The organism is Sphingobacterium paludis, assembly GCF_004364125.1.
GTDB classification, from domain to species: domain Bacteria; phylum Bacteroidota; class Bacteroidia; order Sphingobacteriales; family Sphingobacteriaceae; genus Sphingobacterium; species Sphingobacterium paludis.
The window spans coordinates 394,889-415,771 of the sequence record NZ_SNZV01000003.1 but is presented as its reverse complement, the minus strand read 5'-3'; the positions used below and the strand labels follow the sequence as shown (position 1 = coordinate 415,771).

Sequence of the window (20,883 nt, the reverse complement as noted above, 5' to 3'; positions counted from 1 at the left end):
AAACACTATCTTCGATAGATTATCAATCTTTGTTTATTAAATACGTATTATGAGTCATACCATTTTCGAAAGTCGTTACGCTATCGGCCCCAACGAGACTAAATCATTAGACACGAAAGGCCTTCGCGAAAATTTCCTTATCGAAAAAGTGTTTTCCGCGGATAAGATACACTTTGTTTATACCCATTATGACCGTTATATGGCTGGCGGAGCAATGCCCGTTCAAGGCAAGCTACAACTGGAAACCATAGACGAGCTTTTAAAAGAGCCCTATTTCTTATCCCGCAGGGAGCTGGGCGTTATCAACGTGGGTGGAGATGGAACAATTGAAGTGGACGGAACGTCTTATGAAGTTAACCACAAAGAAGCTTTATATGTCGGTAAAGGCGCGAAAGAGGTGTTCTTTAGCAGTAATGATTCGGGCAATCCGGCTAAGTTTTACCTGAATTCTACGCCGGCGCATCAAAGCTATCCAACAAAACGTGTTACCAAGGCTGAGGCCAATAAAATAGAATTGGGTTCGTTGGAAACGGCAAACCACCGCACCATCAACCAAATGTTGTTGAACAAAGTTGTCGACACCTGTCAATTACAAATGGGGATGACAGAACTTAAACCCGGCTCGGTATGGAATACCATGCCCTCCCATACGCACGATCGGCGCATGGAGGTATACTTTTATTTCGAGGTGCCCGAGGCGCAGGCCGTTTCCCATTTTATGGGCCCAATCGACGAAACACGTCATATTTGGATGCAAAATGAGCAGGCCGTGATCTCGCCGCCTTGGTCGATTCACTCCGGGGCAGGAACTAGCAACTATACGTTTATCTGGGGTATGGCAGGCGAAAACCTCGACTATGACGACATGGACAAATGCGCCATCACTGATTTACGTTAATTCATTTTTTGATTTCATACAGCATGTCTATATTAAATAAATTTGACCTGACGGGAAAGGTCGCCCTCGTTACCGGATGTAAACGTGGTATTGGAAAAGCGCTAGCAGAGGCCTTAGCCGAAGCCGGAGCAGACATTATCGGTGTATCCGCCTCGTTGGAATTGGAAAATTCTAAAGTAGCCGATTCTATCAAATCTTTAGGTAGAAACTTCTATCCCTACCAATGTAATTTTTCTGACCGCGCATCGCTATACGCTTTTATCAAGAAAGTAAAGGCCGATCATCCGGTAATCGATATTTTGTTTAACAATGCGGGCAACATTCTTCGTACACCTGCGGCGGAACATTCTGACGAATTTTGGGACGAGGTCATTGAAATAAACCAAAACGCGCAGTTTATTTTAACCCGCGAAATAGGAAAAGAAATGCTTTCACGTGGAACGGGAAAAATTGTATTCACAGCTTCTTTATTGACTTTTCAGGGAGGCATCAACGTGCCTGGTTACGCCGCATCAAAGGGCGCCATTGGCTCGTTGACAAAAGCCTTTGCTAACGAATGGGCTAGTAAGGGCGTCAATGTGAATGCAATTGCTCCAGGCTATATTGCTACCGACAACACGGAAGCTTTACGTGACGATCCGGAGCGCTCGGCCTCCATTTTATCGCGGATTCCAGCGGCGCGCTGGGGGCAACCCGAAGATTTTAAGGGCCCGGCGGTATTTCTCGCATCAGACGCTTCTGACTACGTGCATGGTACGATCCTTACTGTCGACGGCGGCTGGATGGGGAGGTAAAGTAATAAAAATGGGAACTTAAAAGTTCCCATTTTTATTACAGATACAATCCCTTTTTATCAATAAACTCCCGCACGCTATCCACGGTGTAATATCGAATATCTTTCTTTTCTTTAATACATTTCCGAAGGAAGGTAGAGGAAAGTTCCATGAGTGGTGTTTCTGTCATGATTACGGAGGGGTGCGCCTTGAGTTCAGCAGCGTCATAGCCCGGGCGGGGGTAAACGACAAGCTTATAATCCCGAAGGATAACATCCGCATTCTTCCATTTGGAAAACCCTTGCAAATTGTCTTCACCCATAATCAGCAGAAACTCCTTAGTTGGATGCTTTTCCTGCAGATGTGTCAAGGTATCAACCGTATAAGAGGGTTGCGGAAGGCTAAATTCAATATCCGAGGCGCGCAGATTATCCTCACCCGCTAAGGCCAGGTTAACCATTTCCAGCCGATCGTACATATTGCTCAAGCTCTTCTTTTCCTTGAAGGGATTTTGTGGCGATACGACAAACCATACCTCGTCGAGCTCCGTAAAATTAAGCATGTATTTGGCAATGATCAGATGCCCCACATGGATAGGGTTAAAGGAACCGAAGAATAAGCCTATCTTTTTCATTGCAAAGATTACTTATTTAGAAAATCCACGACGAGCTGTTCAGCTTCCTCGCAGGCTGTATCCAAGTCGAAGTTATTGAGCACCACATCAAACTTATCTGCATAGCTAAGCTCGCTTTCTGCCTTTGCAAAGCGCTCTTGCAACTTTTCTTCCGTATCGGTACCGCGGCCGCGCAAACGATCTTTCAATACCTCCAAGGATGGCGGGTTTACAAAAATAGCCAGCGCTTTCTCCGGGAATTTAGATTTTAAACGAAGCCCTCCGACAACGTCAATATCGAAGATAACAGATTTGCCCTCTGCCCATATACGCTCCACTTCCTTGCGCAGCGTGCCATAAAATGTACCTGCATACACCTCCTCAAATTCAATAAACTCGTGCTTCGCTATTTTATGTAGAAAATCCTCTTTGCTGATAAAGTAATAATCTTTGCCATCAACCTCGGCACCTCGGGGGGGGCGCGTGCTGGCCGATATAGAAAAAGCCAGTTTATCAGCATGCTTGTCCAACAGTCGCTTTACAATAGTTGTTTTCCCGGCACCGGAAGGCGCAGAAAATATGATTAGTTTGCCGCTCATGCTATAATACGTTAAGCAGTTGTTCTTTTATTTTTTCGAGTTCCTCTTTCATACGCACCACGATCTGCTGTATGCCGGCATCATTTGCCTTAGAACCCAATGTATTAATCTCGCGACCCATTTCCTGCGATATGAAGGCTAGCTTTTTACCGTTTGAATCACTGGCATTTAATGCCTGAACGAAATAGTTGCAGTGGCTCCGAAGTCGTACTTTCTCTTCGGTGATATCGAGCTTATCGATGTAGAAAATAATCTCTTGCTCAAAGCGGTTCATATCTACATTTTCCTTCCCTACCGTCTCGTCTAGATAATGGCTTATTCGCTCGCGAATGAGCGGAATGCGATCTCCTTCGGTGCCTTCTACCTGCTTGAGGTAAGAGAGAATCATTTGTACACGGGTTTCCAGATCGTCTTTCAGGATCTCGCCTTCATCTGCTCTGAATTTGTTAAATTGGTTTACTGCTGCATGATAAGCATCCATGAGTACCTTTCCTTCTTCTTCATCAACGGTATCCTCATTGGACGTAACAACCTCTGGCATGTTAAGGGCCATCTCAAAAAGAGAAGCGTGCTCCTCACCTACTTGCGTAGCCACCTCCTTAAGCTGCTTATAATATTTTGTGAGCAGTGCCGCATTGATTGTCGAAGCCTTTGCGGTTTGATCGGCATACTCCGCCGTCACAAAAATGTTGACCTTCCCGCGTTCAATCAATTTGCTGGATTCTGATCGTAAAGCAAACTCTTTATCAGAAACGGCCTTAGGCAAACGAAGATTTAATTCCAGAAATTTCGAATTCAGGGATTTTAATTCGACGGTATATTTAACCTTCCCATTCTCCTGGGAGCCAATACCATACCCTGTCATAGATTTTATCATACGCAAAGGTATGAAAAGTGAAAATTAAAACTGTGATAATTGCGTGTAAATATGAAATTAGAACAGCTTGCTAGCGGGAGGCGCTCTACCAATCGTGTTTGGCGATGATAACGCTCAAGTAGGTTTTATACGTTGCCCCTTCTGGGATGCGTACAAAACCGATCCCAATATCCTGTAGCGAACCATTCCACGCGTCAAGGCCTAACACGTGTTTCCGATGCATAAAGCCTGGCGAACCTTTGCCAATAATGAAAGCCTTGATTCCGTCTACAGCGGTCGGGTGATTGGCTGCTATAGACTCGAAATTGTTTGCCGAGCGCTTCTTCAACCAAGCGTTGTTTAACGTGTAGCCGGATTGGACAATGTAGTGATTGGGGCCAATCCCTTCGGGGCTAGTGTGATCAAAGTAGTTTCGCTCGGCCATGTCGCGTGCGCGGCGCTCAGCCGCCTTAGCCAAATCATCGTTCCACCTTAATCGTATTGTCGAAACCTGTCTAGCATCAAACCGGACACCCAAGGCGCGCATCATCTTTTTCGGGTTGTCCCGAAATGCTTGCAGGTACGCGAAGGCTTCCTTTGCTGCAGCCCGATCTACAGTTATCTTTTTTCGCTGCGCATAGGAATCCGTCATCAGCAACAACATCACAAAAATAGAGAAAATACGCATTATCATGTTCCTTTAAAAAGATAGACTTTGGTTTACAACGATTGTTTAATGATAGCGAACCTACGCCGCCAAATAACGTCTTGTTGGGAAGACAATGGCAAAGAAAAAAATAACATCGCTGAGCGACTGTACAAACCTATGTAAGCAAAAAGGAAGCCCTACAGAGCTTCCTTTTTCGTACTAAATTTTTCTTTTATAAATCCGAACAGAATGGGTAATACCGAAATAAGGATAATACCGATAACGACTTTCTCGAAATTGTCGCGAACCCAAGCAATGTTTCCAAGGAAATACCCAGCTAAGGTTAAACCGACCACCCATAGCACGCCACCAATAAGGTTGTACGTCAGAAATATGCCGTAATTCATTTTACCGACACCCGCAACAAAAGGAGCGAAGGTGCGTACGATAGGAACGAAACGGGCAATGATGATAGTTTGTGGGCCATGCTTGGCATAAAAGCCGTGTGTTTTTACAATGTATTCCGGCTTGACCAACTGCTTTCCAAACAAACGGAGCTTGACAAATTTGTCGCCGGCGTATTTACCGATCAAATAGTTGCAGGCATCGCCAAGAACTGCGGCAACGAGCATCAGCCCGATACTGGTATAAATATCCAGCATGCCTTGCGCGGCAAACATCCCTGTTGCAAATAGGAGTGAGTCACCAGGCAGGAATGGCATAATCACTAATCCAGTTTCGACAAAAATAATCAGAAATAAGATCAGGTAAATCCAATAATGATACTCGGTAATAAGAGCGGCCAAATGATCATCTATATGCAAGATGAAATCAATGACAGACGAAATGATTTCCAAAACGGCGCGTTTAGATGTTATTTAACATGACAGGCATCACGAGCATCAAAATATCCTCGTTCTCTTCTTTTATCGCTGGAATCAATAGCCCGGCCCTGTTTGGTGTGCTCATCTCAATGACCACTTCACTAGAGCTTAAGTTATTCAGCATTTCCACTAAAAATTTAGCGTTAAAACCTATTTCCATGTCTTGTCCTTCAAATTGACAGCTCAAGCGCTCGTGGGCCTCATTGGCAAAATCCAGATCCTCGGCAGAGATGTGTAACTCACTTCCTGAAATTTTCAACCGCACTTGGTGGGTAGTTTTATTCGCGAAGATCACCACGCGACGCAGCGTATTCAAAAACAACAAGCGATCCACGGTAAGCTTATTGGGGTTTACCTGTGGAATGACAGCTTCGTAATCCGGGTAACGCTCATCAATCAAACGACAGATCAAGTGGATATTACCAAACTGAAAGAATGCATTGGTGTTGTTATATTCAATCGCCACCACGGTTTCATCGGAAGGTAACGATGACTTCAACAAGGTCAACGCCTTTTTGGGAAGAATCAGTGAAGTCGGCTTTTCTGAAGTTACATCCATGCGGCGATAGCGCACTAATTTATGTGCATCCGTCGATACAAAGGTAATGCCCTGCTCAGCAAGCTGTACCAACACACCTGACATCGCTGGGCGCAACTCATCGTTACTTACTGCAAAAATCGTTTTGTTGATGGCTTCGGAAAGAATAGAAGCGTCTAAAGAAACACTGGAAACATTGTCCACAACGGGAATCTTTGGAAAATCATCCGCATTTTCGCCGCTAAGTTTATATTTACCGTCGCCTGCACTAATCTCAATCGCTAAGGTGTTGGTATCCACAGAAAAAGCGACAGGCTGATCGGGAAGTGTCTTGAGCGTCTCAATCAAAATTTTTGATGGCATAGCCACGCGACCCTCTTCCTTCGCCTCGATTTGTAGAGAGGTCACCATGCTCGTTTGAAGGTCTGTTGCCGATATTGTCAACAAATTATCTTTGATTTCGAACAAGAAATTTTCAAGGATGGGAAGGACCGTACTGCTGCTTGAAGCTCCGCTAATTGCCTGTAGTTGTTTTAATAAAATTGAAGTGGATACAATAAATCTCATTTCCTGAATTTTATAGTTTTTTTTATATGCAATATTACAGAAAAGAATCTACATATTATAAACACAATGTGTCTTAATTCCTGTCGCCATTTAATTAATTAGTACATTTGTACCATAGAATATGCAGTTCAACGATATCATAGGACACGAAGAGGTGAAGGCGCATTTGCTCCATACGGCGAAGGACAACCGTGTGAGTCATGCCCAGCTTTTTTTAGGACCGGAAGGTTCGGGAAGCCTGGCCCTGGCTGTGGCCTATGCGCAGTATATCAACTGTGAAAATAAGCAAGAACTGGATAGCTGCGGCGTCTGTAGCTCCTGCAAAAAATACCAAAAATTGATCCATCCAGATCTGCACTTCTCTTATCCATTTTTTGCGAAGGGTAAAGATGAGGTGGCCGTGACGTATCTAGAAGAATGGCGCAAGGCATTTCTTGGAAACCCCTACATGGGGCTGGATTTTTGGCGTCAAAATTTGGACGCCGAAAATAAACAAGCAAATATCAATATTGCTGAAGCACACGACATCATTAAAAAACTGAGTCTAAAAGCTTTTGAAGCAGAGTACAAAGTTCTTATCATGTGGCTACCGGAGTTTCTGGACGTGCAGGGCAATGCCCTGTTAAAGCTAATCGAAGAACCGCCTGCGAAAACGTTGTTTCTCTTGGTGGCCGAAAATCAAGATCGCATATTAAATACAATTATTTCCCGGACCCAGTTGGTCAAAGTATCCAAACTGGATCACGAAAAGGTGAAACAATACCTGATCAGCGATTTTAACGTGGATGCGCAACGCGCTAACGAAATTGCCTTCATTGCTGATGGCAACATCCAGGCGGCAATAGATCTGCTCGACGAAGAAGCAAACCCCTATTTTGATGTATTGATACAGTGGTTGCGCTTTGTGGTGACAGATTCTGGGCTTAATATCATTCGGTTTTGCGAAGAGGACTTTCCGAAGCTCGGACGCGAAAACCAGAAAAATTTCTTACTTTATGCCATTAATATGTTACGGCAAATCATCCTGATACAACAGGGCCTTCAACAATTAGTGCTTTTACAGGGTCAGGAGTTAGATTTTGTTCGAAAATTTAGTGAAAATTTTACCGGTGATCAATTGGAGATGGCGATTGATATGTTGGAAAAAACGCATTACAAAGTAGAGCGCAATGCAAATCCTAAAATTTTATTTTTAGATTTATCTTTGCAATTGGTTTTAATATTTAAATATCAAACGTTCCCACAAGGGACTCAATATATATAAAAGAAGAAAATATGGGATGTGGCAGTTGCTCATCCGGAGGTGGGTGTGGTAGTAGTACAACTACTGCTGGAAAAACCCCTGCAGGATGCCAAAATAATGGCTCTTGCATGACTAGCGGATGTAATAAATTAGATGTTTACGATTGGCTATCCGATATGGATTTGCCATCAAATTATAAACCTTTTGACATTGTAGAAGTAAGATTTAAAGGCTCTCGAAAGGACTTTTATATCAATACGGATAACCTTTATTTGGAGATGGGCGAGATGGTTGCCGTGGAGCCCTCTACGGGTGGCTTTGATATCGGCCATGTGTCCTTAACAGGTGAACTCGTACGCTTACAGCTCAAAAAGAACAATGTCAAAATCGAAGATATTGCCAAAAAGATCTATCGGAAAGCGAATGAAACCGATGTACTGAAGTACAACGCTGCGAAAGACCTGGAATGGGAAACTATGCACCGAGCGCGCAATCTAGCGCTGGAGCTTGGCCTATCGATGAAAATATCTGATGTCGATTATCAAGGCGATAAAACAAAGGCAACCTTCTACTACACGGCTGAAGGTCGGGTAGATTTTCGCGAGCTAATCAAGCGGATGGCCGAAGCTTTTCGGATTCGGATTGAGATGCGGCAAATCGGCATGCGGCAGGAAGCTAGCCGTTTGGGCGGAATTGGTTCTTGCGGACGCGAGCTTTGCTGTTCGACGTGGCTTACCGATTTCAAAACGGTATCAACCTCGGCGGCGCGTTACCAAAACCTATCGCTGAATACACTAAAGCTGGCCGGCCAGTGCGGGAAATTGAAATGCTGCCTAAACTATGAATTGGATAGTTACATGGATGCTTTGCGCGATATCCCGACCAACGTAGAACGCTTGGACACGGAGGTCGGCACAGCCTACCTGCAGAAAACGGATATTTTCAAAAAGATTATGTGGTACTCTTACCCTGGTGCGGAAAATTGGATTCCAGTTGAGGTGAAAAAGGTAAGGGAATATGCCGAAATAAACAGAGACGGCCGTAAGTCGCAAGACCTGACGATAAACTTTGTTCCGGAAGAGGTGCAAAAACCCGTTTCCTACGATTACGAAAACGTTGTGGGACAGGATTCACTGACCCGCTTGGACGATAAGAACAAACGCAAGAAAAGGAAAAAACCGAAAGGCAGACGAGAGCCTGGACAGGAAAGCAAAGCACCGGAACAACGACGTGTAGAGCCTAAAAAGCCGGAAGCAAAGGAAAATAAATCCGCAACGCCTGCCAATCGGGATTCAAACCGGGAAGGTGCAGAGCAAGCGAACAAGCCGAAAAAACGCTTTAACCGCAATAAAAACAGGAACAAGAATAGAGCCTCAGAAAACAATAAGGGACCTGCCGGAAACGAATCTTAACCGGCAAGGCTTTTCTCGAAGCAAGATGGAAACGGCGTGGCAAGCGTAAAAACGGCGACGAAGCGATCCTTGGTCTGTAAAAATGGCTGATTGGTTCTAGCAGCCCCCTGAAGCTCACGCTCAAAGTAGTGCGCATACCGTTGCTGGTAGCAGCGGTCATGGTTGTGCTTCCACTTGCCCTTGGAAACCTAGCCTTCTGGCCCTAATTCGCGCTTTTGCAGGTTTTAGACATATAGTATGAAAGATCTCTTAGGACGACTTCTTTTTTTATCCATGCTCTTGTTAGGAAGTGCATGCGGTGATTCGGCGTTGTTTGAACGCAACGAAAGCATTCCCAATCGTAGCTGGAGCTATAGCGATGTTCCGACTTTCGATTTCCACATTGCAGATGCTGGGCGGAAATACGATATATGGGTGAACGTACGCCATACGAATGACTACAAATATTCCAACCTTTTCATCCTGTTGCGGCAGCATGGTCCGGGATTAAAAGACACCGTGCAGCGTTACGAAATCAAGCTCGCCGAAGCTGACGGTCGCTGGACGGGAAGTAGCGCCGGCAATCTCTATGCAAGCGAACGCCTTGTCAAAAAAGACGTGATGTTCCCCGATACGGGCCATTATAGCTTCGCTATTGAGCAAAACATGCGGGAAAATCCACTTAAGGAAATCGCTGATGTTGGACTAAAAGTGGTAGAAAAGCCATGATCTTGCTCATACGTTGGCTTCTTTTTCCTTTCTCGCTCTTATATGCCAGCGTAGTTTGGCTACGAAATCGATTATATGATCTCCATGTACTAAAAAGCACGTCGTTCCAAATTCCGGTAGTGGTGATTGGAAACTTGGCCGTGGGTGGTACCGGCAAAAGTCCGATGGTAGAATATGTGTTACGTACGTTGAAATCAAGTAGCGATGTAGCCGTACTTAGTCGTGGATATGGTCGAAAAACCAAAGGTTTTCGCGACGTCCGTATCGACGATGAAGCCTTTCAAAGTGGAGATGAGCCCCTTCAAATTAAACGTAAGTTTCCCGAGATTACCGTGGCCGTCTGTGAAAACCGGGTGCAGGGTATTCAGCAACTCCTTCCACACTGCAAAGCGGTGCTGCTAGATGATGCTTACCAACACCGGGCATTGAAGCCAAGCTTCTCTATCCTTCTATTCGACTACCAATCGCTTTTACAGCCTATGCTTCCGCTTCCTACAGGCAACTTCCGGGATGTATTGCGAGAGACTGCACGCGCCCACTGCATAGTCGTGACCAAATGCCCGGAAATACTGGACGCTACGGTAAAATCTGCAATAACGGCAAAGCTCGGCAGGCATAGTCAAGCTCCTCTATTCTTTTCTAAAATTGCTTACCAAGCTATTCAGCATAGCACAGGGCACAGCACAGCCGCCCCCCCGCTTGCTGAGACGACCGCCCTACTGGTAACCGGTATTGCAAAGCCCGAGCCGCTACGACAATACCTCGAATTGAAGCTGAAACACTTGGAGCACCTCCGTTATGGTGATCACCATCCCTTTACAGCGGCAGATCTGGTCGACATTGCCCAGCAGTTCCATACGCTACAAGGTGAACATAAAATCATCATCTGTACGGAAAAAGATCTGCAGCGCTTACCGGCACCCTTTCTCGCCCAGTATCCCGTATATTTTGTTCCTATCCAACAGCAAATCATGTTTGGGGATGCTCCCGTCTTCGATCAGTTGCTTAAAAGCGCCTTTCGCCCCAGCGAAGTGTAAAATACTATTAATAGAGGTTAAACTATCCTAAATAACTTTCTCTGCATGAGGTAATTAATTCAATATGTACTATTTTTAACGATGCAATACATAGCCGATACGATCGATACCAACAAAAGAATATCTGAATCGCTGCAAGGCTAGATGTGTATTGCCACGTAAACGGCGTGTAGCGAGAAAAAAGGAAAATGCAACCATGGCTAAATAAACGAAGTGTATATACCATAATGATAATGGAAGAGCAAATTTTATACATATGAAAAAGTTAACAGGACTACTAGTAACGATGATGTTCGGGATGAGTATGATGGGTTTTGCACAAGAGCGGCAAGGGCGAGGCATGCAACAGTTAGCCCCGGCCGATCGAGCCAAAACCACGGTTACAAGATTGACCGAGGAGCTGGAATTGAGCAGCGCACAACAAGATTCTATCTATAAGCAAGTCTTTGCGCAGGCGACGGAGGAAAAGGAAATCTTTAGCAAAAGCAGTGGCGACAGGCAGGCGGTGCGCCAAAGCATGCAAACTACGCGGGAAAAATACCGGAGCAAAATACGGGCGTTTCTAACCGAAGAGCAAGCGAAAAAATATGACACACTGCAGCAGCGCCGTCCGCAAGGTAGAGCTGGCCGCTCGTCATGAGCCCTTCTTGATCTAGTAAAAACCAAAGGCGATTAGCATGACTAATCGCCTTTGGTTTTTGTGCTTTAGCGCATGAGACATCTTGGAAGCATGACGTGGTCGAATCGTTAATGAACGTTAAATAGTAACATACCTGATACAATTGGAGTAATAAATGTACGTGTTCTGCTGTTATAATAGCAGTGAAAAGCGTATACATGGTTGAACAATACATTTGAAAGAAATGAAAAAATTAATGCTAACAGGTATCAGTTTATTATTTGCCGTGACCTTGACAATGGCGCAAGGCAATCCGGAGGAATTGGCAAAACAGGAAGTAGCATTACTTACCGAAAAATTAACGCTCACGGAAGATCAGCAGACACGTGTTTTACAGATTGTTTGGGAGGGAGCTAAAGCAAAAGAAATCGCTAAGGAAGATGCAACACTATCTCCGGAGGTTCTTGCAGAATCGCTGCATAAAATACAAGCGAGCGCAGACGCACAGGTTGAAGAACAGCTATCCGATGCGCAAAAACCGCTGTACAAAAAACTTGCTTCTGAACGTCCGAAGGAAAAGGCTGCTAAGCCTGTACCTGCGCCCCATGCGCTGCCAGAGTAAGGGCGAAACAATAGATAGTACACATCTTTATAATCGCTATAAATAGATTTCCATTTTGGGAATTACGTTGAACAAATGAAAAATGGGAGCCATTCGTGCTCCCATTTTTTATAGTGTCTTTGCTGAAACAGCCTTGCTATGCAAGCACAAGATAGCGCTTGAACGGCAATGCGCCGCACGCTGGGAAAGACGGCCGTAAACAAAACATGCGAAACCGATGAGGCTTCGCATGTTCATGTTCAAAAAATGTACAACAGACCTTTATGAAGTTTTAAGCTTCTTCTGGATATCCTGTACATACGTTTTAAATTTCTTGTCGGTCTCTATCAAGTCCTCTACTGTTTGGCAGGCATAGATCACGGTGGAATGATCGCGGCCGCCAAAGAAACTACCAATAGATTTCAGAGACGATTTCGTGTGGTTTTTTGCCAGATACATCGAAATTTGACGAGCTTGCACAATTTCTCTTTTTCGCACTTTTGATTTCACCATCTCCACAGGCACCTCAAAATACTCGCAAACCAACTTTTGGATATATTCCATGGAAATTTCCTTGTGCGTATTTTTCACAAAGTTTTTTAGCATGGATTTGGCCAGGTTTAAGTCGATTTCTTTTCTGTTCAAGGTAGATTGTGCCAGAAGGGACACCATAGCGCCTTCAAGTTCACGTACACTATTGTCAATTTGAGTGGCAACGTATTCCATCACGTTCTCTGGTAGTTCAATACCATCGGAATACATTTTTTTCTTCAAGATAGCCATTCTGGTCTCCAGATCTGGAATTTGGATATCTGCCGATAATCCCCATTTAAAGCGGCTCAACAAGCGCTCCTCTAATCCTGACAAGTCCTTAGGAGCCTTATCAGAAGTAAGGATGATTTGCTTTCCTGACTGGTGCAAGTGATTAAAGATATGGAAGAAAATATCCTGGGTTTTCTCTTTCCCTGCGAAATTATGCACATCGTCCATAATAATCACATCCATAGCCTGATAGAAATTTACAAAGTCATTGATCGTATTATTCTTCAAAGAGTCCACGAATTGCTGACAGAACTTTTCACAGGAAACATAAATCACCAGCTTATCGGGTAGATTTCTTTTGATTTCGTTACCGATAGCTTGCGCCAAGTGCGTTTTACCCAAGCCTACATCGCCATACACCATTAAGGGGTTGAAGGACGTGCCTCCGGGTTTGTTTGCTACGGCAAATCCGGCGGAACGCGCCAACCTGTTACATTCCCCTTCGATAAAATTATCAAAGGTATAGTGGTGGTTCAGCTGTGGGTCCACCTGTAGCTTTTTTAAGCCGGGAATAACAAAAGGATTTTTGATATTCTTGTTCAACGCTACAGGGACAGGAATAGATTGCTTTTTGCCTTCCGCACCATTGCCGTTTGACGGAATATTCGTGGTATAGGGCGTATTGGCAGATGACTTATCGACAATAATATTGTACTCTAACCGACCTTGCTCACCTAAGAACTTTTTGATCGTTTTGCGTAGAATCCCAACATAGTGTTCCTCTAACCACTCGTAGAAAAATACAGAAGGCACTTGAATAGTCAAAACGTTTCCATTTAGACCTACCGCTTTCACGGGTTCAAACCAGGTCTTAAAACTTTGCGCAGGAATATTGTCTTTTATGATTTGAAGACAGCTATTCCAGACACTTGTACACGTTTTTTCCATTCTTAAATTGTTAATAACTTGAAAACCAATATTTGACAAAAAAATTGTTTAAAACTTTCGCTTAAGACGAAGATGACAAAAAAAGCCGAGCTAAAAAATTAAAAATTTAAAAAAAGGTAAATACACTATTAGTCAGGTGTTTAAGTAATTTTTATCGGTTATTTTGCTAAAGAAAAATTTTCTTTTTTAGTTTTCAACAGCACAGCTCCTTCTTGATTACAACAAGTCTTTCGGAGTCAAAATTGCACGAGGGCGCTGTTGGGTGTGGAAAACTATTGACTACTCTTCGTGTTTAAATATACGGGTTTTTAAATCAAAAAAAAAGTCCTTTAAAAAAGATCTATGCAACGGAATTTTATGGCACATTTTTTCTAAATCACAATTACTCAGCAACCTTCGTACCACAATTCACTTGGCAAAGTTTTTGATAAACATACTGTATTCGCTTAATTTGGATGGGGCGTTTGGGTTATGTTGATAAAAATCTTGCTACACCTTTTTTAGCACTACAATCTTGCAAAAAATGAAGTCAATTTATGCGTAAAGGATTTGGAATTTTCTGGTTGCTATTCTTTTTATACTTTATTTTTGCGCACCCGGCAATTATATATTACAATACAGAATTCAGAAATACGAACCTTGATCTTGTCAATCCGAACTTCGCATTGTTCAATCTGGCGCTAAGTTTCATGCTATGGGCAGCAGTATTCACGATCGCGATTTGGCTCATCCTAAGATACACCGTTGTTGCCAAAAGGAATCTCAAAAAGCTTTTAAATACGGGTAAGCGACTACAGGGAGAAATTGTAGAAGTGAAACCGCTTAAATCAGCACATGCTAAATTTAAAACTCAAACAATTGTTTTGAAATTAGCAAACCTTGCCGGGGAAACAATCTGGCACAGCATGAGCTTTACGGATACAAAGCCTGAGGAAAACAGGTACCAAGTTGGCAAGATGTGCTACTTACGTGTGGATCCAAAGTTTGAAACTAGCCCCTATGTTGTTTTGGAAGAAAGTTTGGTTAGCGTAAGCTGGTTTCTCATGGTCGTATGGTGTATGTTCCTAGCCGCGGTATTGTATTATTTTACATTTTCTTATGATCTTGAAAATGGGGGATTTGGTTGGCGTTTTTTATCCACTTGGCACCCCTTGGTCGTAATACCTGCTTGCATTATTTTTTTTCCCGGGATCATCTTTTTAATACTTAGATATGTTGTATTCAAAAAGATGAACATTGGCCCAGAAGCGACCGTATTGAAATTCAAAGGCAAAAGAGCGCTTGCATCTATTGGACAGATTGAGCAAACAGGAACATCTATTAATGATCAGCCTGAGGTGCGCTTCCATGTTCAATTTCATGATGCGCATGGAAACCTTCATACGCCGACCATTAAGAAAATAGTATCGTTAATAGATCTGGGAACCATTAAAAACAGCAAAGAAAAAATGTTGTTCTATGACCCTGAAAACCCAAAACGGGTGGTGTTCGAGGAAGACTTAATGAATGAACGAAACATTGTATGAGAAAAAATATCCTGTTCATGACAGTTTTGTGTGCTTTGCTGGTTTTATTCAACGGCTGTGACTCGTTTGTAAAGACGATTGAAGAAACCAAAAGCGGAGCAACCCGAAATGAAAACATAACTTCCGGCGAAAAGTCAAATGCGCTTAAAGCGGAATCTCAAAACGAGCATAGTGCTCCTATTGACACGCCAAACCATGGCTTTTTGATGGATACATCCGCTTTGCTGCGAGCGGAAGAAGCGTTGCGAAATCGTCCGGAGCTACGCGGCAAGGAGATTTTCATATACATGTCTATCCAGTTTTATGACGACTACCGCATTTATCTAAAAATTCAAAACCCGGACAACCCAAAATATGTAGATAGTTACCATTATGATAAGGGCAGATGGTCTGATTCTAAACCTGTCATCCTTTCTAAAAGGGATATTGTCTCCAAAAATATAGTCAACATAAACGAGTTACCTTTTAAGAATGCGCATCGTGTGTCCCGCATTATACAAGATAAACTTATAGAAATTGAGAGCAAATCAAAAGATTACAACGTGTACGCAATCACATCAAATAACAAAATCAGGTGGTATCCCCGTTCACTTACAAGTGATCGATCGAGATACACGATAGAATTCAATGCTGACGGCTCGCTAAAATCTTTTGATCAGGACTGATCAGGAGATGTATAGCTAATACGATTTACCTAATAATATTATAAAGTTTTATTAACGTTTTCATAATATTAGACTGCTAGGTTTGCGGCAACTAATACGTGAAGAAATGTATCCTAAACCATCCAGATTACTCTGGTTGTTGCTTTCAATCAGTACCGCTTCAATCTCAGGGAGCGCCTATAGTAAAGAAAGCAATAGCTTAAAAACAAACATTGAAAAAGATCAACAAAATTTACGCGGTAAAGTTCTAGATTCTCAAGGCAATCCTATCGCTGGCGCTACCGTAAGCAACAGCCGTACGAAACAAAGTGTACAAACGAGTAACGATGGAACCTTTACGTTGCCTGGGGTTGCGGGCGACACGATTTCGGTTCGATATATCGGGTTTAATCCGGTCGATCAACACATTACAAAGGAGGATAACCTGATATTCTCCATGGAATCGCAGTCCCAAGCGATAGATGAGGTGCTCGTATCCATCGGTTATCAACGCGTTCGCAAGTCGGACGTTACTGGCGCTATTGCCAGTGTCAAGGCGGAAGAGCTCAATTTAAACGCACCTAAACTATCGCAAGCTTTAGTGGGTAAAGTTGCGGGTGTACAGGTGATGCAAACTAGCGGTGCGCCATACGATGGCACAAAGATACGGGTGCGTGGCATGGGCTCTATCAACGCGGGTTCCGATCCCTTATATGTTATTGACGGCTACCCTGCGGGCAACAACTTAAATATCAACCCTAATGATATTGAAACCATCGACGTGCTAAAAGATGCCGCTTCGGCAGCGATTTACGGATCGCGAGCAGCTGGCGGCGTTGTTCTGATCACGACAAAGCGCGGAAAAGAGGGAAAAAGTAATATCGACTACGAGGTTGTGGGAGGCTTTGGCCAGCTCTCCAAGAAAATCGACCTCCTGAATGCTGAGGAATTTATTGACCTATTGATCGATGGGCGGAATAATGCCTACAAAGATCTTGTGGTGAACAGAGGCGGTACCTGGAATGATGCGATGCGCATGGACAACAACGCTACGCGGGTCGGTCGCGTCGGAAACGCAGGATCGGTATCCATCCCGGAAGAGTATTACGATTTTGCAACGGGTACGGCAAAGCGTGCGCAGTACGATACCGACTGGCAAGATGCATTATACCGAAATGCGCCTTTCCAACGCCATAACTTATCTGCCTATGGAGGAAATGATAAAACACGATATTTGGTAAGCGGATCATTTCAAAACCAAGATGGTATCATGCTCGGTACAGACCAGCAGGTATTTAACTTCCGCACGAACATTGACTCCAAAGTCAATGACCGCTTGACTGTAGGCGCGAACGTGTCGTTTACATACAATGACAACAACGAAGTAACAACTGGTCGCTACGACCGCAGCCCATCAATGGCAGCGTTGCTTTACCTGCCGACGCTGCCCGTTTACAACGAAGACGGGAGCTATGCCCAATATTTAATGGCGGATTTATCGGCGAATAATTTCGGTATTCAAAATCCGGAAAACCCATTGGCTTACGTAACCATGATCAAGAATAACCGCCGTGGTAAACGTGGGTTATACAACGCTTTTGCCGATCTTGAAATCTTAAGCGGTTTGAACTTAAAAATAAATGGGGGATTATCTACCTACGATGAAAAGTACGATTATTTCCGCCCTACGAGTATCTCCAATGGAAATAATCCACCGTATTCTGCTCAAGCAATAACAGGTGCGTACGCTGATGCACGGACCAGAAGTGAAATCGATAAATTGGTGGAGACCACGCTGAATTACAATAAGACGTTCAACGGAAAACATCAGATAAACGCCCTTTTGGGTTATTCGGCACAACGTACAGATACGGATCTCAAGCATGTACGAGCCAATGGCTTCCAGAACGACAAAATTGGGGAAATCACGGATAAAGGCGCAGATCCAACTAATTTCACCTTACAAGATGCTTTTAAAAGAGTAACAACCTTACAGTCGTATTTTAGTCGGGTCATGTACAATTACGATGCTAAATATTTTCTATCGGCATCGTTTCGTACAGATGGATCTTCGCGTTTTGGATCCGAAACAAAGTGGGGCACGTTTCCATCCGTATCTGCCGGCTGGACACTGTCTAATGAAGAGTTCTATACTAGCTGGTTAGGAAACGGTTCGTCCGTAAAACTAAGAGCGAGCTGGGGCTTAAGTGGTAACAACAACATTGGAGATTACCGAAACATGACAACGATGAGCTCGCCAGGAGGAGTCATTATCGGTGATCAGGTCGCCACGGGCTATTGGCCTAATGACTTCCAGGATACCGGATTGGGATGGGAGTCTACCTCGCAATACAACGGCGGGATAGATATTGGGTTGTTTAATGGGCGCCTGAATATTATGACGAACCTCTACCTTAGTCGCTCGTTCAACCTCTTGTTCAATCAACCCGTGTCTGCTCTTTCTGGAGCCACCTCTATTTTGACAAACTTGCGCGAGAGCAAAGTGGAAAACAAAGGATTTGACGTACAGCTGGACGCCACATTAATCCGAACGGGAGATTTCCAATTGGGCTTTAGCGGTAATATCAATGTGAACCGGAACAAAGTGCTTGACTTAGGAGGTGCGGCAACGATTATGACCAACGGCGCCGAACGATCCTATATCACCCATATTACCCAAGAAGGAAGCCCTATTGGCATGTTCTATGGATTTCAGGTTTTGGGTGTAGCCACGGAGGAAAACTATAAAACGGTAGCGCCTTCCGCAAGCTCCACAAACCCCATGCAGCCTGGCGATCTATACTTTGAAGATGTAGATGGCAATGGTGTCGTGAATGATGCTGACAAGCGCGTGATCGGCAACCCCCACCCTGATTTCACCTATGGTTTTGCGTTGAATGCTTCTTACAAGCAATTCGATATTCGGGCGTCTTTTAACGGATCCCAAGGCAATATGGTTTTGGATGGATACGATTATTACTTGTACAATATGGAGGGTTCTGGAAACCAATACGCAGACGTTGCGCAGCGCTACCGCTCTGCCGCCGATCCAGGAAACGGCAGCGTGTATCGCGCTTCCCGTGCAGGCACCCAAAGTAACAGCACTCGCCTTTCTTCTTTTTACCTGCAAGATGGCTCCTTCTTACGGATGACAAACGTCATGCTCGGTTACAACGTGCCACAAGCCTTAGCAAGCAAGTTAAAGATTGCTGGCGTACGCGTATTTGCTAGCGTTGAAAACCCATTTACCATCACGAAATATAAAGGCTATAACCCTGAGCCTGACTACGACCAGCGGGGAAACTTAACGCCTGGTGTAGACTATGGTTTATACCCCTTGGTTAGAGGGTACAACTTAGGCCTGAAAGTAACATTCTAAAAAATTGTTCGAGTAAGCTCGTCCCCTTTGGAAGAGCTTACTCTTAAAAAAATACTGTCATGAAAAAAAGATATATAGTACCCTTTCTTCTATTGAGCTTAGCGTCTTGTAAAGAAGATTTTCTGAATCAGCTCGACCCCAATGCGGTTGTTGTGGAAAAATTTTTTGAAACTGAAAATGATGTATTGCTTGCTGTCAATGGTGCCTACCAGGCATTACGCTCAGGAAACAATCTGGGTGAGAGTAGCACGCTATTTAGCGAAGAACGATCAGATAATACAGGACGTGATGATAACCAATCAAACGCGGGAGAGCCATTTCAATTCAACGATTTCTCCATATTACCCAGTAATTCCTATTTAAAATCACATTGGGCAAATATGTATGATGGTATTGCGCGATGCAATACTATTTTGTCCAGAATTGACCAAGTCTCCTTCAGCAATGAAGACATCAAAAAGCGTTACCTTGCTGAAACGAAGTTTCTACGCGGTCTACTCTATTTCCACATGGTACGCAAATTTGGCGATCTACCGCTGGCTACTGTAGAAGTAACCAATAAAGAGCAAGCGCGCGAGCTAGCCTACAGACAACCGGAAGCGGCAATCTACGAACACATTGTGAAGGACTTAACAGAAGCGCTTGACAGTAATTTGCCCAACACGCAATGGGAATATGCTGTTGGTAGAACGTCAAAAGCAGCCATCAACGCTATTTTAGGACAGGTCTATCTCACCATGGGGTCCACCATGACAGATAACAAGACGGTAAACTTCCAAAATGCAGAGAACCATTTAGCTGCATCGTATGCTATGCGGACATTCGGTAAGCTGAACGAAATACCCTATGAACAGGTGTTTGATGTGAATAGCAAGATGACGTGTAAGGAGTTAGTCTTTCAAGTGCAGTATCTACAAGGCGATCAAAATTACAGCTCATCCATCGCCCGTAATAATCAGGCGCGTGGCGAAACCATCAACTCCCGATATCCATCTACCGGTATTGGTGGAAATGTCAAAATGGATTTGGTCAACGATTACGAATCCAGTGATCTTAGAAAAGATTTCTCCATTAAATTTGCGGAACACCCGCAAGTAAGCGACTGGTTTATCACGAAGTTTCGAGACAATAGCGACGCGTCAGGTTCGCAAGGCTGGGGCGGAAACGATTGGATCTTGATTCGCTATGCCGACGTGATGTTATTACTTGCCGAGGCGAAAATGAACCTCGGAAAAGAGGCCGAAGCTGTGGCTTTGCTCGACGAAGTACGGGAAAGAGCTGGTTTACCATCCTATGCTGCATCAAGAAACATCCCTGTTTACAATACGAAATACCCCACCTTGAAAGATGCTATTTTGCACGAGCGCCGCGTCGAGCTGGCCTTCGAGAATCACCGTTGGTTTGACTTGATCCGGAACTATGATGCGCAAGGCTTAGTAAACTATTTCAAAACCAAAAGTCAAGCAGATTATGGAAATGCGCAACTCTCGAATATCAGCACGAAAGATCGCTATTATCCTATCCCGTTCGACGAATATCAATTGGATCCGACAAGGATGTATCAAAATCCCGGCTATTAAACCAATCCGTTACTGGGCAATGTGCTAAAAACTATGATCCTGATGCT

Annotated in this window: 19 protein-coding genes; 12 read left to right on the top strand and 7 right to left on the bottom strand. The window is 43.9% G+C overall.

The genetic code is table 11. From position 1 onward, the window contains the following. The first annotated feature begins 49 nt into the window (after positions 1 to 49). Both kduI and B0I21_RS07910 read left to right on the top strand, forming a co-directional pair. Positions 50 to 898 carry a 5-dehydro-4-deoxy-D-glucuronate isomerase gene (gene kduI / locus B0I21_RS07915; protein WP_133639924.1) on the top strand — a complete coding sequence of 283 codons (849 nt, stop codon included), beginning with the start codon at positions 50 to 52 and terminating at the stop codon, positions 896 to 898. Positions 899 to 927: 29 nt separating this feature from the next. Continuing rightward, complete coding sequence (locus B0I21_RS07910) at positions 928 to 1,692, top strand: SDR family oxidoreductase (RefSeq protein WP_208292299.1); 765 nt, start codon at positions 928 to 930, stop codon at positions 1,690 to 1,692. Between the two features lie 37 nt (positions 1,693 to 1,729). On the opposite strand, the gene nadD is transcribed toward B0I21_RS07910, so the two are convergent. The 6 genes from nadD to dnaN form a co-directional block, all read right to left on the bottom strand. Continuing rightward, a complete protein-coding gene (gene nadD / locus B0I21_RS07905) occupies positions 1,730 to 2,305 on the bottom strand; it encodes a nicotinate (nicotinamide) nucleotide adenylyltransferase (RefSeq protein WP_133639922.1) in 576 nt (191 codons plus the stop codon). Between the two features lie 8 nt (positions 2,306 to 2,313). Continuing rightward, entirely contained in the window at positions 2,314 to 2,883 is a 570-nt protein-coding gene (gene gmk / locus B0I21_RS07900; RefSeq protein ID WP_133639921.1) for a guanylate kinase, read from the bottom strand. 1 nt (position 2,884) lies between these two features. Beyond that, positions 2,885 to 3,760: a YicC/YloC family endoribonuclease gene (locus B0I21_RS07895; RefSeq protein ID WP_133639920.1), complete on the bottom strand. Its 876-nt coding sequence runs from the start codon at positions 3,758 to 3,760 to the stop codon at positions 2,885 to 2,887. A gap of 85 nt (positions 3,761 to 3,845) precedes the next feature. After that, positions 3,846 to 4,433: a CAP domain-containing protein gene (locus B0I21_RS07890; protein ID WP_133639919.1), complete on the bottom strand. Its 588-nt coding sequence runs from the start codon at positions 4,431 to 4,433 to the stop codon at positions 3,846 to 3,848. 152 nt (positions 4,434 to 4,585) lie between these two features. Continuing rightward, positions 4,586 to 5,245 (bottom strand): DedA family protein, encoded by a 660-nt coding sequence (locus B0I21_RS07885; protein ID WP_208292289.1) that lies wholly within the window; start codon positions 5,243 to 5,245, stop codon positions 4,586 to 4,588. Positions 5,246 to 5,255: 10 nt separating this feature from the next. After that, entirely contained in the window at positions 5,256 to 6,377 is a 1,122-nt protein-coding gene (gene dnaN / locus B0I21_RS07880; RefSeq protein ID WP_133639918.1) for a DNA polymerase III subunit beta, read from the bottom strand. 121 nt (positions 6,378 to 6,498) lie between these two features. On the opposite strand from dnaN, the gene B0I21_RS07875 reads away from it, so the two are divergent. From B0I21_RS07875 to B0I21_RS07850, 6 genes are all read left to right on the top strand, one after another. Continuing rightward, a complete protein-coding gene (locus tag B0I21_RS07875) occupies positions 6,499 to 7,641 on the top strand; it encodes a DNA polymerase III subunit (protein ID WP_133639917.1) in 1,143 nt (380 codons plus the stop codon). Positions 7,642 to 7,748: 107 nt separating this feature from the next. Then, positions 7,749 to 9,032 (top strand): PSP1 domain-containing protein, encoded by a 1,284-nt coding sequence (locus B0I21_RS07870; protein WP_133639916.1) that lies wholly within the window; start codon positions 7,749 to 7,751, stop codon positions 9,030 to 9,032. A 237-nt stretch (positions 9,033 to 9,269) separates the two neighbouring features. After that, the gene (locus tag B0I21_RS07865) at positions 9,270 to 9,740 is read left to right on the top strand and encodes a gliding motility lipoprotein GldH (RefSeq protein ID WP_133639915.1); all 471 of its coding nucleotides are present in this window, start codon (positions 9,270 to 9,272) and stop codon (positions 9,738 to 9,740) included. Continuing rightward, a complete protein-coding gene (gene lpxK / locus B0I21_RS07860) occupies positions 9,737 to 10,777 on the top strand; it encodes a tetraacyldisaccharide 4'-kinase (protein WP_133639914.1) in 1,041 nt (346 codons plus the stop codon). Before B0I21_RS07865 ends, lpxK begins: the two co-directional genes overlap by 4 nt. Before the next feature lie 256 nt (positions 10,778 to 11,033). Continuing rightward, positions 11,034 to 11,417: a hypothetical protein gene (locus tag B0I21_RS07855; RefSeq protein ID WP_133639913.1), complete on the top strand. Its 384-nt coding sequence runs from the start codon at positions 11,034 to 11,036 to the stop codon at positions 11,415 to 11,417. Positions 11,418 to 11,640: 223 nt separating this feature from the next. Then, positions 11,641 to 12,018, top strand: a complete 378-nt coding sequence (locus B0I21_RS07850) for a hypothetical protein (RefSeq protein WP_133639912.1) — start codon at positions 11,641 to 11,643, stop codon at positions 12,016 to 12,018. 261 nt (positions 12,019 to 12,279) lie between these two features. Here the strand turns inward: B0I21_RS07850 and dnaA are convergent, their stop codons facing one another. Continuing rightward, positions 12,280 to 13,707 carry a chromosomal replication initiator protein DnaA gene (dnaA, locus tag B0I21_RS07845; protein ID WP_133639911.1) on the bottom strand — a complete coding sequence of 476 codons (1,428 nt, stop codon included), beginning with the start codon at positions 13,705 to 13,707 and terminating at the stop codon, positions 12,280 to 12,282. A gap of 536 nt (positions 13,708 to 14,243) precedes the next feature. Between dnaA and B0I21_RS07840 the strand changes: the two genes are divergently transcribed. The 4 genes from B0I21_RS07840 to B0I21_RS07825 all read left to right on the top strand — a co-directional run bounded on the left by B0I21_RS07840 (position 14,244) and on the right by B0I21_RS07825 (position 20,836). After that, entirely contained in the window at positions 14,244 to 15,233 is a 990-nt protein-coding gene (locus B0I21_RS07840) for a hypothetical protein (RefSeq protein ID WP_133639910.1), read from the top strand. Beyond that, positions 15,230 to 15,898, top strand: a complete 669-nt coding sequence (locus B0I21_RS07835) for a hypothetical protein (protein WP_133639909.1) — start codon at positions 15,230 to 15,232, stop codon at positions 15,896 to 15,898. Before B0I21_RS07840 ends, B0I21_RS07835 begins: the two co-directional genes overlap by 4 nt. 106 nt (positions 15,899 to 16,004) lie before the next feature. Next, on the top strand, positions 16,005 to 19,256 hold the full coding sequence (locus B0I21_RS07830; RefSeq protein ID WP_133639908.1) for a SusC/RagA family TonB-linked outer membrane protein: 3,252 nt from the start codon (positions 16,005 to 16,007) through the stop codon (positions 19,254 to 19,256). Positions 19,257 to 19,315: 59 nt separating this feature from the next. Further along, a complete protein-coding gene (locus B0I21_RS07825) occupies positions 19,316 to 20,836 on the top strand; it encodes a RagB/SusD family nutrient uptake outer membrane protein (protein WP_133639907.1) in 1,521 nt (506 codons plus the stop codon). The last annotated feature ends 47 nt before the right edge of the window (positions 20,837 to 20,883 follow it).